The sequence below is a fragment of the Sphingobium lactosutens DS20 genome, assembly GCF_000445105.1.
GTDB classification, from domain to species: Bacteria; Pseudomonadota; Alphaproteobacteria; order Sphingomonadales; family Sphingomonadaceae; genus Sphingobium; species Sphingobium lactosutens.
In genome coordinates, this window is the sequence record NZ_ATDP01000101.1 from 81,370 (window position 1) to 94,670 (window position 13,301).

General features: G+C 64.9%; 9 protein-coding genes. 7 read left to right on the forward strand and 2 right to left on the reverse strand.

Features of this window, described 5'->3' with window-relative positions:
• Nucleotides 1–68 precede the first annotated feature (68 nt).
• From RLDS_RS0128575 to RLDS_RS46370, 4 genes are all read left to right on the forward strand, one after another.
• Nucleotides 69–656 (forward strand): RNA polymerase sigma factor, encoded by a 588-nt coding sequence (locus tag RLDS_RS0128575; RefSeq protein WP_269078221.1) that lies wholly within the window; start codon nucleotides 69–71, stop codon nucleotides 654–656.
• Nucleotides 592–1,548 carry a FecR family protein gene (locus tag RLDS_RS46360; protein ID WP_021227267.1) on the forward strand — a complete coding sequence of 319 codons (957 nt, stop codon included), beginning with the start codon at nucleotides 592–594 and terminating at the stop codon, nucleotides 1,546–1,548. Before RLDS_RS0128575 ends, RLDS_RS46360 begins: the two co-directional genes overlap by 65 nt.
• A 64-nt stretch (nucleotides 1,549–1,612) precedes the next feature.
• A complete protein-coding gene (locus tag RLDS_RS46365) occupies nucleotides 1,613–3,487 on the forward strand; it encodes a gamma-glutamyltransferase family protein (RefSeq protein ID WP_021227268.1) in 1,875 nt (624 codons plus the stop codon).
• Between the two features lie 13 nt (nucleotides 3,488–3,500).
• A complete protein-coding gene (locus RLDS_RS46370) occupies nucleotides 3,501–6,455 on the forward strand; it encodes an LpqB family beta-propeller domain-containing protein (protein WP_021227269.1) in 2,955 nt (984 codons plus the stop codon).
• A 45-nt stretch (nucleotides 6,456–6,500) separates the two neighbouring features.
• Here the strand turns inward: RLDS_RS46370 and katG are convergent, their stop codons facing one another.
• Nucleotides 6,501–8,708, reverse strand: a complete 2,208-nt coding sequence (katG, locus tag RLDS_RS46375) for a catalase/peroxidase HPI (protein WP_031298638.1) — start codon at nucleotides 8,706–8,708, stop codon at nucleotides 6,501–6,503.
• 219 nt (nucleotides 8,709–8,927) lie between these two features.
• Between katG and RLDS_RS46380 the strand changes: the two genes are divergently transcribed.
• Complete coding sequence (locus RLDS_RS46380; RefSeq protein ID WP_021227271.1) at nucleotides 8,928–10,418, forward strand: diguanylate cyclase domain-containing protein; 1,491 nt, start codon at nucleotides 8,928–8,930, stop codon at nucleotides 10,416–10,418.
• Between the two features lie 26 nt (nucleotides 10,419–10,444).
• On the opposite strand, the gene RLDS_RS46385 is transcribed toward RLDS_RS46380, so the two are convergent.
• The gene (locus RLDS_RS46385; RefSeq protein WP_021227272.1) at nucleotides 10,445–11,071 is read right to left on the reverse strand and encodes a TetR/AcrR family transcriptional regulator; all 627 of its coding nucleotides are present in this window, start codon (nucleotides 11,069–11,071) and stop codon (nucleotides 10,445–10,447) included.
• A gap of 108 nt (nucleotides 11,072–11,179) precedes the next feature.
• Between RLDS_RS46385 and RLDS_RS46390 the strand changes: the two genes are divergently transcribed.
• Both RLDS_RS46390 and RLDS_RS46395 read left to right on the forward strand, forming a co-directional pair.
• A complete protein-coding gene (locus RLDS_RS46390; RefSeq protein ID WP_021227273.1) occupies nucleotides 11,180–12,364 on the forward strand; it encodes an acetyl-CoA C-acyltransferase in 1,185 nt (394 codons plus the stop codon).
• A 16-nt stretch (nucleotides 12,365–12,380) separates the two neighbouring features.
• Nucleotides 12,381–13,142, forward strand: a complete 762-nt coding sequence (locus RLDS_RS46395; RefSeq protein ID WP_021227274.1) for an SDR family NAD(P)-dependent oxidoreductase — start codon at nucleotides 12,381–12,383, stop codon at nucleotides 13,140–13,142.
• The last annotated feature ends 159 nt before the right edge of the window (nucleotides 13,143–13,301 follow it).

Consider the following 13,301-nt stretch of genomic DNA (forward strand, 5'->3'; position numbering starts at 1 on the left):
AGCGATGATCGTCTTGGGGAAGGGATCGACCGATTCAGGACAGCAGGGCTTTCTGGCTGGCGCGCCACATATGTCCGCACGAACCGGCGTTAAGACGCTGGCTTTCGGGCCGCATTCAGCATGGCGTTCTGATCGACGACGTGATTCAGGAAACCTATGCCAAGCTTGCCAGCTTGGCCGCCGTCGACCATATCGAAAATCCCCGCGCCTATTTCTTCCGCGCCGCGCTGTCGGTGGTGGCGAGCGAATTGCGCCGCGCGCCGGTCGTATCGATGGAGACGCTGAGCGAGGTCGAGCGGATGACGTTCGCCGCCGACGATCTGCCACCCGACATTCAGGCCGAACAGCGCGAGGAGTTTCGGCTGGTCGCCGACGCGATCGACCAGTTGCCCGCGCGGTGCCGCGAAGCCTTTATGTTGCGCAAGGTGCAGGGATTGTCGCAGCGGGAAACCGCGCAGCGGTTGGGCTTGTCGGAAAGCACGGTGGAAAAGCATGTCGGTCGCGGCATCCGGCACCTGATAAATATTTTCGGACGTGGCGGAAAATCCGGTCAGCCCGCGTCTTACGACCAAATCCCGGATACGGAGCATCATGACAGCCAGGGACAGCAGCGCGCAGATCGAGCAACAGGCGGCCATATGGGCGGCCCGTCTTGACGCGCGCGCGCTGACCCCGGCGGAACAGGCGGACCTGGATGCCTGGCTCGCCGGCGACAGCCGCAGGCTGGGCGCCTGGGCGATGGCGCGGGCGGCGCTGGCGCGCGTGGAGCTGGCGCAGGCGTCCGGGAATACCCATGCCCCCGCCCGTATCCCATGGCTGAACCGTCGGTTCCTGCTGCGCGGCGCGGGCATGGCGCTGGCGGCGTCGGCGGTCGGGGCGGTTGCCCTTGGCCTGTGGAGCGAGGGCGATCATTATGCGACCGGCAAGGGCGAAATGCTGCGCATCGCCCTGTCGGACGGCAGCATCGTCAATTTGAACACCGCCAGCGAAATGGACGTGCAGTTCTCCGATCAGCAGCGCAGGATCGTCCTGCGCGGCGGCGAGGCGCTGTTCGCCGTCGCCAAGGATGCGTCCCGGCCCTTCGTCGTCATTGCCGGTGATGCGCGGGTCCGCGCGGTGGGCACGGCCTTCACCGTCCGCCACGAAGCGCGCCGCCCGGTCGATGTCATCGTCAGCGAAGGCGTGGTGGAGGTGAGCGAGCCCAAGGCGGCGCCGGTCCGTGTATCCCAAGGGATGCGCGCGATGGTCGATCCCCGCGCCGCGACCCCGATCGAGACTGCGGCGATCGCGCCCGACACGATCGAACAGGAACTCTATTGGCGCGAAGGCAAGATCGCCTTTCGTGACACCACGCTGGCCAGCGCAGCCGCCCAATTTGCCCGTTACAATGACGAACATATCGTCATCACCGATCCGGTGCTGGCGCAGGAAACCATTACCGGGCTGTTCATCGCCAATGATCCGCGCGGCTTTGCCCAGGCGGTGGCCGAAAGCCTGGGCGTGGTGACGCGGATCGACGCTGGCCGGATCATCTTGAGCCCGTCCTGATCGGTTCGGGCGAGCGCAACGCGTTTCTCCTGCACGCGCATGGAGAAAAGGGGGAGAAGCAGACATGAGGACGAAGGACCCGGCAACGGGATGGAGCCGTCGCGCGCTCGGCGCATGGGCTGTGGGCGGCGGCGCGGCCATGGTCGCAGGCCTGTCGGAGGCCGCCGCCCAGACGCCCCCGCCGCCGCCCGAACCCACGCGCCTTAAAAGCGCGGGCGAAACGCTGCGGCCCGAAATCGTCGGCAATTTCGGCATCGTCGCGGCCGGTCGCCATTATGCCGTGGCGGCGGGCACCCGCATTTTGATGGCGGGGGGCAATGCCACCGACGCGGGCGTCGCGGCCGTCTTTGCCGCCGCCGTCACCGAAATATCGCATTTCGGCTTTGGCGGCGAAGCGCCCACGATCATCTATGACAGCGGCTCGAAGGATGTAACGGTCATCAACGGGCAGGGGACAGCCCCGGCGCTCGCCACGCCCGACAGGTTCGCGTCCCTTGGCATGATCCCGGGCAACGGCCCGACGGGCGGGACGATTCCTGCCATGGTCGACGCCATGGCGCGCGCGCTGCAACTCAATGGCACCATGTCGCTCGATCAGGTGATGCAGCCCGCGATCGAGCTGGCCGACGGCTTCGTCATGTATAATTTCCTGGCCGAGGTGTTTGTCAGCCAGCAGAAGGCGACGGCAAAATACAAGACCGCCTATGACGCTTATTACCCCGGCGGCGCGCTGCCCAGGGTCGGCGAGATATTCCGCCAGCCCAATCTGGCGCGCACGATGCGCGCCATCGCCGCGGCGGACAAGGCGACGCTTGCCCGGACCAAGGATCGCAAGGCCGCGATCCAGGCCGGGCGCGATGAATTTTACAAGGGTGATATTGCGCGGCGGCTCGGCGCGGCGATGGAAGCGGACGGCGGCCTCATGCGCTATGCCGACCTTGCCAGCTACCAGGGCAAGACGGAGGCACCGGTCACGACGGACGTGTTCGGTTATACCGTGTGCAAGGGCGGCTTCTGGAGCCAAGGTCCAGCGCTGCTGATCGCGCTCAACATCGCCGAAGCGGCCGGCATCGGCGCGATGGAGCCGGGCGGCGAAGCCTATCTTCACACGATGGCGGAATCGATCAAGCTCGCCTTCGACGATCGCAACGCCTATTTTGGCGATCCCGACTTTGCCAAGGTGCCGGCCAAGGCCCTGTTGTCCAAGGCCTATGCCGCCCAGCGCGCCAAGCTGATCGGACCCAAGGCGTCGCTGGAGCATCGCTATGGCGATCCATGGGCGATGGAGGTCGGCGCGCGACCAGCGCCGGTCTTCACGCCCCATATGCTCAAGAAGCCGCCGGTCCCCACCGCCGACACGACCGCGATCGAGGTGGTGGACCGGCATGGCAATCTGTTCAGCTGCACGCCCAGTTCCGGCTGGATGCTGGGCGGCGCCTATATTGCCGGCGACACGGGCGTGCCGATGAGCAATCGTATGACCGTCTTCGATCTCGACCCTGAAAGCCCCAATGTCCTGGCGCCGGGCAAGCGGCCGCGCACGACCCTGTCGCCGTCGATGGTGATGAAGGATGGCGCGCCCTATCTCGCCATCGGCACGCCGGGCGGCGACAATCAGGACCAGCAGATCATGAATGTGCTGCTGCGCGTGCTCGCCTTTGGCCAGCCGCTACAGGCGGCGATCGAAGCGCCGCGCATTAATTCCAGTCATTTCCACGGCTCCTTCGCAATCAAGAAGGACGAACCGGGCGTGCTGGAGATTGAGGATCGGGTGCCGCAGGCGGTTCGCGACGGGCTGGCCGCGCGCGGGCACAAGCTCGACGTGCTGGGGCCGTTCGGCGTGTCGACCGGCATCGTCGCGGCGGGCGTCGTGCCGGAAACCGGCACCCTGCGCGGCGCGGCGGACGTGCGGCGCGAACGTTATGTCTTTGGTTGGTAAGGGGGAATATAGGATGACAGTGTCGCTCAAGGCCATGGCCCTCCTCGCATGGCTTGGCACGGCCGCGCCGGTGCTGGCCCAGCCCGCCAACCTCCCGCCGCCCGGCGGCGAAAAGCCGATCGCGTTCGACGTGCATGAAGGCACGTCGATGGCGGTATCGGCCTCCCCCGATGGCAAATGGCTGGCGGTCGACCTGCAAGGCAGTCTCTGGATCATTCCAGCCGCCGGGGGCAAGGCGCGGCGCATCACCGACTATTTCAATGACGCGCGCCAGCCCGTCTGGGCGCCCGACGGATCGCATCTCCTCTATTTCGCCTATCGCGACGGCGGTTATGACCTGTGGACGATCAAGCCCGACGGCAGCGACATGCGCAAGGTGACGCAAGGGGCCTATGACGATCGCGAGCCGGTCTATTCGCCCGACGGCAGGACCATCGCCTTTTCCTCCGATCGCAGCGGCAATTACGACATCTGGACGATGGACGTCGCGACCGGGGCGATGAAGCAGATCAGCAGCAATCCGCGCGAAGACCGGATGCCGACCTGGTCGCCCGACGGCCAGCGCATCGCCTATGCGGGCGCGGACGGGGCGAGCACCGCCATTTACGTCACCAGCCTGGGCAACGGCGCGGAAACGCTGCTGAAACAGGGTGATGGCAAGGTCGACGCCCCCTCCTTCGGCCCCGACGGCGCGCTTGCCTATGTCGTGCAGGATGCAAGCGGCAGCCATTTGGTCATCGATGACAAGATTGTCAGCGGCACCGAAAATGTCTTTCCCTTCCGTATCTCCTGGGGATCGGGCGGGCGCTATCATTATGTCTCGGACGGCAAGATCCGGCAGGGCGGTTCGCGGAAATCCACCGTCGATTTTGCAGCGACGCTGGAAGTCGTTCGGCCCAATTATGCCCGTGCCAAACGCGACTGGGATTCGACCGCGCCGCGCAAGGCGCTGGGCATCACCCATCCACGCCTTTCCCCCGATGGCAGTCGCATCGCCTTTGTCGCGCTCGGCGACCTGTATGTCGTCTCATCGAAGGGCGGAAAGCCCGAAAATCTCACCAATGACGCCGCGCTCGACGCCGACGCCGACTGGTCGCCCGATGGCAAGAGCATCGTCTTTTCCTCCGACCGGGTCGGCGGCCTGCCGCAGCTCTTCATCAAGGATCTGAAGACCGGCAAGGACCGGCAACTGACCAGCATGGACACGCAACCGCTGGGCGCGGCCTGGTCGCCGGATGGCAAGCAGATCGCCTTCATCGACGTCGATGGCCGCTGGGGCGTGGCGGGCGTGTGCGTGGTCGATGTCGCGAGCGGCAAGGTGACGCGGCTCCAGGGATCGCTCGGCCAGCCCGGCAGCCCCAGCTGGTCGGCGGACGGCAAATATGTCGTCATCAGCCTGTCCTATAAATATTCCAACAGCTTCCGCGAAGGGACCAATCAGGTCTATGTCATTCCGGTCGACGGCACGACCAAACCCTTCTGGCAGATACCGCAGGACAATATGTCGCTCGACACGCGCAGCGGCAGCGGCCCGGTGTGGTCGCCTGACGGCACCCGCATGGCGGGCATCTATGAAGGCCTGCTGAAGGTCTGGCCGGTCGCGGCCGACGCCAGGCCGCTTGGCCCGGCGCGCAGCTACACGTCGGACATCGCCTTCTTCCCCACCTGGAGCGGCGATGGCAAAACCATTCTGGTTCAGTCGAACGACGCGCTAAAGACCGTCAATCTGGAAACCGGCGTCATCACCGACGTACCGATCGACCTTACGTACCGTCTCGCCAAGCCGACCGGGCGCACCATCATTCATGTGGGGGCGCTGGTCGATTCCGTCACCGACGCAACGCAGACGAACAAGGATATCGTCATCGACGGCAACCGGATCACCGCCATTCGCGATCATGATCCGGCCCAGAGCGACAAGACCGCGCGCTATGTCGACGCCAGCACTCTGACCGCCATCCCCGGCCTCATCGAATATCATTCCCACATCCAGAAGGATTTCGGATCGAACCTGGAAAAAGCCTGGCTGGCCTATGGCATCACCACCGTGCGCGACCCCGGCACGCAGGTCTATGACGCGATCGAGGATAGGGAAGCAGCAGAAGCGGGCGTGCGGATCAGCCCGCGCCTATACACCGGCGGCCCGCTGCTCGAATGGCAGCGCGTCTATTACAAGATGGGCATCGCCGTCTCCAGCCCCGCGCATCTGGAACGCGAGCTGGGCCGCGCCCGCGCGCTTCGATATGACATTCAGAAAAGCTATGTGCGCATGCCCGACCTGTATCAGCGGCGCATCGTGGAGGCGGCGCACGCGATGGGTATTCCGGTGTCGGGCCATGAAATCTTCCCCGCCGCTTATTCGGGCGTTGATGGCACCGAACATATGGGCGCAACCAGCCGGCGCGGCTATTCGCCCAAGCAGGGGCCGGGCGGCATGGCCTATGAGGATGTAATCCAGCTGTTCGGACAAAGCCGGCGGACGCTCACACCGACCAATTTCGGCGCGCTCACCGGCTATCTGCAAAGGCATCCCGACTATCGCAATGATCCGCGGGTCAAGCTCTATCCTGGCTGGGCGCAGGAGAGCGTGACGCAGGATGACGATGCGATCGCCCGCATCGTCGGTCCGCTGCTCAAGGGCGGCCTTGCCTCCATGAAGAAGATGTATGACGCGGGCACGCAGGTCGTGGCCGGCACCGATACGATGATCGCGACCAACCTCCATGCGGAAATCGCGTCCTATGTCGATGGCGGGCTGACCCCGTTTCAGGCGTTGCAGACCGCCACTGTCAATGCGGCCCGCGCGCTCAATCTGGATGCGGGCACTCTGGAGCCGGGCAAACTGGCCGACATCGCCCTGATCGAAGGGGACCCACGCGCCGACATCGCCAATACGTTCAAGGTGAAGACGGTGGTCGCCAATGGCGTCTTCCACCAGGTGGCGGACCTGATCGCCGCCGTGCAGTAAGCGAACAGGCCGCCGGGATGCGTCGCGCACCCCGGCGGCTGATCGTCAGGCCTTGAGGTCGAACCGGTCGGCGTTCATGACTTTCGTCCAGGCGCGGGCGAAATCGGCGACGAACTTGTCGCCGGCGTCGGACGCCGCATAGACTTCCGATAGCGCGCGCAGCTGCGAATTGGACCCGAACACCAGGTCGGTGCGCGTCGCGGTCCATTTCTCTTCATCGCTGGCGCGATCGGTGCCGACAAACACCTCGTCTCCGCGATCGTCCACTTCCTTCCACGCCGTGCCCATGTCGAGCAGATTGACGAAGAAGTCGTTGGTCAGCTGCCCCGGCCGATCGGTGAACACGCCATGCTGCGTGCCGCCATGATTGGCGCCCAGCACCCGCAGGCCGCCGACCAGCACGGTCATCTCCGGTGCGCTGAGGCCCAGCAATTGCGCACGGTCGACCATCAGCTCCTCTGTCGGCACGTTGAAGCGCACCTGTAGATAGTTGCGGAAACCATCGGCCTTTGGCTCCAGTGGCTCGAAGCTATGGGCGTCGGTCTGCTCGTCCGTCGCATCGCCCCGACCCGAGGCAAAGGGGAGGTGCAGGTCGTGCCCGGCCGCCTTCGCCGCCTGCTCGACGCCGACATTGCCGCCCAGCACGATCAGGTCGGCGATGCTGACACGGTCGCCAAAGTCGCGCTGGATGCCCTCATAGACGGCCAGCACCTTGGCCAGTTCGTCGGGCTCATTGACGTCCCAGTCCTTTTGCGGAGCCAGGCGGATGCGCGCGCCATTGGCGCCGCCGCGCTTGTCGGAGTCGCGATACGTCGCGGCCGACGCCCAGGCGGTCTTGACCAGCTGGCTGATGCTGAGGCCACTATCGGCAATCTTGCCCTTGAGCGTCGATACATCGGCGTCGCTCAGCACGGGGCCGGCTGGAACCGGGTCCTGCCAGATCAGATCCTCTTCCGGCACGTCGGGACCAAGATAGCGGACCTTGGGTCCCATGTCGCGATGGGTCAGCTTGAACCAAGCTCTGGCGAAGGCGTCGGCAAACTGGTCCGGATTGGCATAGAATCGCTCGGCGATCTTGCGATATTCGGGGTCCATCTTGAACGCCATGTCGGCGGTCGTCATCATCGTGGGCAACCGTTTGTCCGGGCTGTGCGCGCCCGGCGCCATATCTTCGGGCTTCTGGTTGATCGGCTGCCACTGCTGCGCGCCCGCCGGGCTTTTCACCAGCTCATACTCATAATCCAGCAGCATGCGGAAATAGTTCATCGACCATTGGATGGGCGTTGGCGTCCACGCGCCCTCCAGGCCGCTGGTGATGGTATGGTCGCCGATGCCGGTTTCATGGCCGCTCTGCCAGCCCAACCCCTGCTGCGCGATGTCCGCGCCCTCGGGTTCCGCGCCGACCAGAGATGCGTCCCCTGCGCCATGGCATTTGCCGAATGTATGGCCACCCGCCGTCAGCGCCAGCGTCTCTTCGTCATTCATCGCCATGCGGGCGAAGGTTTCGCGGATGTCGCGCGCCGACTGCAACGGATCAGGCTTGCCGCCCGGCCCTTCGGGATTGACGTAGATGAGGCCCATCTGAATCGCGGCCAGCGGGCTTTCCAGCGCGCGGCCTTCCTCTTCGTCGATGCGGGTCAGATTGCCTTCCTGTCCGACCCAGAATTCTTCCGTGCCCCAGTAAATATCCTTCTCCGGCTCGAACACATCCGCGCGTCCGCCGCCAAAGCCGAATACCGGGCCGCCCATCGATTCGATCGCGACATTGCCCGCCAGGATCATGAGGTCCGCCCAGCTCAGCTTGCGGCCATATTTCTGCTTGATCGGCCACAGCAGGCGACGCGCCTTGTCCAGATTGGCATTGTCGGGCCAGCTGTTGAGCGGCGCGAAGCGCTGCGTGCCCGAAGATGCGCCGCCGCGTCCGTCGCCGGTGCGATAGGTGCCCGCACTGTGCCAGGCCATGCGGATGAAGAAGGGGCCATAATGGCCATAATCGGCCGGCCACCAGGGCTGGCTGTCGGTCATCAGCGCGGTGAGGTCGCGCTTCACCGCGGCCAGGTCCAGCGTCTTGAATTCCGCGGCATAGTCGAAATCATCACCCATCGGATCGCCGGTGCGGCCCTGTTGATGAAGAATATCGAGCGACAGCTGGTTGGGCCACCAGTCGCGGTTGGTCCGGCCCAGCAGGCTGCGCATCGCGGCAGGCTCCTTGCCCGGATCGCTCAGGGGGCTTCCACTCGTCCTTGCGTCCATGGATTGACTCCTCTCTCAATCGGCCGCTCGGGGGAACAGCGGCCACTAACCTATACGCCCCACGCGTGGCGGAAGGAAAATCGGAAAAACCGCTGACAGTGACAAGCGCAACCGAACAGTCCCTGCGACCGTTCGAGCCGATAAGGCGGTGATTGGCCGGCTTTGGTAAGGAAATCTTAGGATTGGTCGCTAAACTCTTGGCTAAGAAGGAAAGGGCGCATGCACCAGACGCTGGAGGACGCCCGCCTGCGCAAGCTGGCGAGCTTCCACATCCTCGACACGCCGCCGGAGCGGGATTTTGACGCGCTGACCGCGCTGGCGCAGCGGCTGCTGGGTTGCCCAATCGCTCTGGTCTCGCTGGTCGATCAGGATCGGCAATGGTTCAAATCGGCGCAGGGGCTGGGCAAGGTGCGGGAAACGCCGCGCGACCAGGCCTTTTGCGCGCATACCATCCATCATGACGATATGCTGGTGGTGGAAGATGCCAGCGCCGATCCCCGCTTCGCGGACAATCCGCTCGTGGCAGGAAGTCCGCATATCCGCTTTTACGCCGGCGTTCCGCTGCGCCCGCATCATGACGGATTTTCCGATACGCTGCCAGGACTTGGGTCCTTCTGCGTCATCGACACGCAGCCGCGCACCTTGTCCGATGAGGAACAGGCGATTTTGCGCGATCTGGCAACAGTCGCGGAATCGCTGCTGCGCGCGCATGCCACGGCGCAGGACGCCCATTATCTCGCGGAGCTGGCGGAGGAGCGGGCAGACATTTTGGACGGTCAGCACCGGCTGTTGCGCCAGGCGGAAAAGCTTGCCGGTGTGGGATCATGGCGCGTATCGCTGGACGATGGCGTGATCCAGTGGTCCGACCAGGTTTACGTCATCCATGGCCTGCCGGTCGGGTCCGCCCCGCCGCTGGAGGAAGCGCTCGCTTTCTATTCGGCCGAAGACGGTCGCATGATCGAGAAGCATTTGCGCAAGGCCATGCGGACCGGGCAGGGGTTCGACTTTGAAACCGACCTGATCGCGGCCGACGGACAGATGCGGCGGGTGCGCAGTATCGGCGAAGTCGAATTCCGGCATGATCGGCCTGCCGCCATCGTCGGCGTGTTTCAGGACGTGACCGACCGTCATTTGCGCGAGCAGGAATTGCGTCACGACGCCAGCACCGACAGCCTGAGCGGCCTGTCCAATCGCGCGAGTTTCGAAAAGCGTCTGGCCGATGTCCTGGGGCGGTCGAACCGGCGGTCCGAACCCCTCGCTCTCCTGCTCATCGATCTGGACGGGTTCAAGGCGGTCAACGACAATTTCGGCCATGCCGCGGGCGACGACATTCTCCGCGCGATGGCGGCTCGCATGCGCGAAGGATGCATGGCGAACGCCTTTGCGGCGCGACTGGGCGGCGACGAATTTGCCCTGCTAGTGACGCGCCCGCGCGATTGCGCCGATCTGCAATCCTATGTCCAGCAGGTCCTGGATCAGTTGCAGGTGTCCATCACCCAGGATGGCCAGACCCGACGCGTGTCGGCCACCGTCGGCGCAACGCTTGCCGAGGGGCCGGGCGCCACGCAGATGGAATTGATGCGGCGCGCCGATCTGGCTCTCTATCAGGCCAAACGCCATATGCGCGGCACCGGCCGGATATTCGGGTCCGACGCGCCGATCGACCGCGCGGCCACAGCCTCTGCCGAACCGGGCAGCGTCAATATGTGACGGACGTCGTCGCTGACGCGTCACCGTCAGCGCGGCGCCAAGCCGCCGATCAGCGTATCGACCAGCGCGACGGCAATGTCCTGCGGCCCCGACGGCCCGTTGGGGTCGTGCCAGCGGGCCGGCCAGTTGAGCGCGCCGGCAATCGCAAAAGCGCTCATCTTGACGTCCACCGCGGCGATCGTCCCGTCCGCTATGCCATCAGCGATCAGCGCGCGCAGCGTCCTGTCGATCTCGCTTTTGCGCGCGCGAATTTCCGCCGCGCTCGCCGGTGACAGCAATTCATCCCCCGTGCGCACCATGCACCGCCCGAAATCATCCATGTTGGTGCGCGCATAGGCGATCAGGAAGCGCCGCAACCGATCGATCCCCCGACCTTCCTCGCTCCGCGCCTGCTCGGCCGCAACACGCAGCGGCTCCAGTCCGCGCGTTACGCATTCGATCAGCACCTGCTCCTTATTGCCCAGATAATGATAGATGGTGGGCTTGCTGATCCCTAGTGACGCCGCGACATCGTCCAGCGAGGTCGCATGAAACCCGCGCGCGTTGAACATGCGCACCGCCGCCGTCAGCACGGCGTCCCGTTTCTGCTCACGCTCCTGCGCCTTTTCCGCCCGTGTCCGAAAGGGGGAAGCGGGCTTGGTGTCCACGTCCATTTGCACTGTCTGTCTCCGCCCGTCAGCTTGACAAAAAACGCGGGAATAAGCAATATACTCGCCAGTAGATTTAAGGCGTCAGCGACGCTGCAAGGAAGAGGACGCGCAATGCAAGAGGATCCGATTGTCATCGCCGGCTATGCCCGCACCCCCATGGGCGGTTTTCAAGGTGCGCTTTCACCCTTGAAGGCAACCGATCTTGGCGCGGCGGCGGTCAAGGCGGCGATCGAGCGCTCCAAGCTCCCCGCCGACGCCGTAGATCGCATCTATATGGGCTGCGTCCTTCCCGCCGGCCTGGGCCAGGCGCCCGCGCGCCAGGCGGCGCTCGGCGCTGGCCTTGGACTCAATACGGAGGCGACGACCGTCAACAAGATGTGCGGATCAGGCATGCAGGCCGCGATCATGGCGCATGAGGCGCTGGCGGCCGGCGCGGCGGATATCATCGTCGCTGGCGGCATGGAAAGCATGACCAACGCCCCCTACGCGCTGCCCAAGCATCGCGCCGGCGCGCGTATCGGCCATGACCGCATCATCGACACGATGATGATGGACGGGCTGGAGGATGCCTATGAGCCGGGCAAGGCGATGGGCGTTTTCGCCGAGGAAGCGGTGCGCGACTATCAGTTCAGCCGCGCGGATCAGGATGACTTTGCGATCCGCTCGCTCTCCCGCGCCAATGACGCGATAGAGTCTGGCGCTTTCGTCCGCGAAATTACCCCCGTGACCGTGTCGGGGCGCAGCGGTGACACGCTTATCGACACGGATGAACAGCCCGGCAAGGCGAAGCCCGACAAGATCCCGTCGCTGCGCCCGGCCTTTGCCAAGGATGGCACGATCACCGCCGCCAATGCCTCGTCCATATCCGATGGCGCGGCGGCGCTGGTGATGACCCGGCGCAGCGTGGCCGACCGGCTTGGCCTGCCCGTCGTGGCCCAGGTTGTGGCGACCGCCGCCCATGCGCACGAGCCATCCAAATTCACGACCGCGCCCGTGCCTGCGATGCGCAAGCTGCTCGACAAGGCCGGATGGTCGGTGGATGACGTCGACCTGTTCGAAGTCAATGAAGCCTTTGCCGTCGTCGCCATGATCGCAGCGCGCGAACTATCGATCCCGGCTGAAAAGCTCAACGTCAACGGCGGCGCGACGGCGCTCGGCCATCCCATCGGCGCGTCGGGCGCGCGCATCCTGACGACGCTGATTGCGGCGCTTGAAAACCGCGGCCTGCGGCGCGGCGTCGCCAGCCTGTGCATCGGCGGCGGGGAAGCCACCGCCATGGCCGTCGAACTGATCTGAACAAAGGGGTAAAGCCATGGACATCAACAATATGGCCGCTATCGTCACGGGCGGCGCGTCTGGGCTTGGCAAGGCTACGGCCGCGATGCTGGTCGCCAATGGCGCGAAGGTCGCCATCCTCGACCTGAATGAGGATGCCGCCAACGCCGCCGCGCAGGATATCGGCGCTGCCGCCTTTGCGCTCAATGTCGCTGATGACGCTGCCGTAGCCGCCGCCCTCGAAGCGGCGGAACAGGCCCACGGGGTCGCCCGCATCCTCGTCAACTGCGCGGGGATCGCGCCGGCCAGCAAGACCGTGGGAAAGGAAAATGCGCCCCACCCCCTGGACATTTTCCGCCGGACGATAGAGGTCAACCTGATCGGCAGCTTCAACCTCATATCCAAATTCGCCGCCCGCGCCGCCGCTGCACCGGATGTGGAGGGGGAACGCGCCGTCATCGTCAATACGGCGTCCGTTGCCGCCTATGACGGCCAGATCGGCCAGGCCGCCTATGCCGCGTCAAAGGGCGGCGTCGTCGGCATGACGTTGCCGATCGCGCGCGATCTGGCGCAGCATCATATCCGCGTTATGACCATTGCGCCGGGCATTTTCCGCACGCCCATGGTGGAAGGTTTTCCGCAGCATGTGCAGGACGCGCTGGGCGCGCAGGTGCCCCATCCCAGCCGTCTGGGCGCACCGGCGGAATATGCGCAGCTGGTCGAATCGATCATCCGCAACCCTATGTTGAATGGCGAGGTCATCCGCCTCGACGGGGCGATCCGGATGCAACCGCGTTGAATGCCTGCGCCCCTGTCCCTGAGCAACTGACGAAAAGTCGCATAAAGATATTGCTTGGAAGCTGATAGAAACGATACGCATGATGCGTATTGCCGCCGCCACAGGACAGAAATAGAGGCGGGGGCAAAGACGGATCGGGGGTATCGGGACGCGCCCAAC

Bases quoted from the DNA above. Each gene is read 5' to 3' on its own strand.
- katG (WP_031298638.1), bottom strand. From the start codon at position 8,708: ATGGACGCAAGGACGAGTGGAAGCCCCCTGAGCGATCCGGGCAAGGAG.
- RLDS_RS46365 (WP_021227268.1), top strand. From the start codon at position 1,613: ATGAGGACGAAGGACCCGGCAACGGGATGGAGCCGTCGCGCGCTCGGC.
- RLDS_RS46370 (WP_021227269.1), top strand. From the start codon at position 3,501: ATGACAGTGTCGCTCAAGGCCATGGCCCTCCTCGCATGGCTTGGCACG.
- RLDS_RS46385 (WP_021227272.1), bottom strand. From the start codon at position 11,071: ATGGACGTGGACACCAAGCCCGCTTCCCCCTTTCGGACACGGGCGGAA.
- RLDS_RS46390 (WP_021227273.1), top strand. From the start codon at position 11,180: ATGCAAGAGGATCCGATTGTCATCGCCGGCTATGCCCGCACCCCCATG.
- RLDS_RS46380 (WP_021227271.1), top strand. From the start codon at position 8,928: ATGCACCAGACGCTGGAGGACGCCCGCCTGCGCAAGCTGGCGAGCTTC.
- RLDS_RS46395 (WP_021227274.1), top strand. From the start codon at position 12,381: ATGGACATCAACAATATGGCCGCTATCGTCACGGGCGGCGCGTCTGGG.
- RLDS_RS46360 (WP_021227267.1), top strand. From the start codon at position 592: ATGACAGCCAGGGACAGCAGCGCGCAGATCGAGCAACAGGCGGCCATA.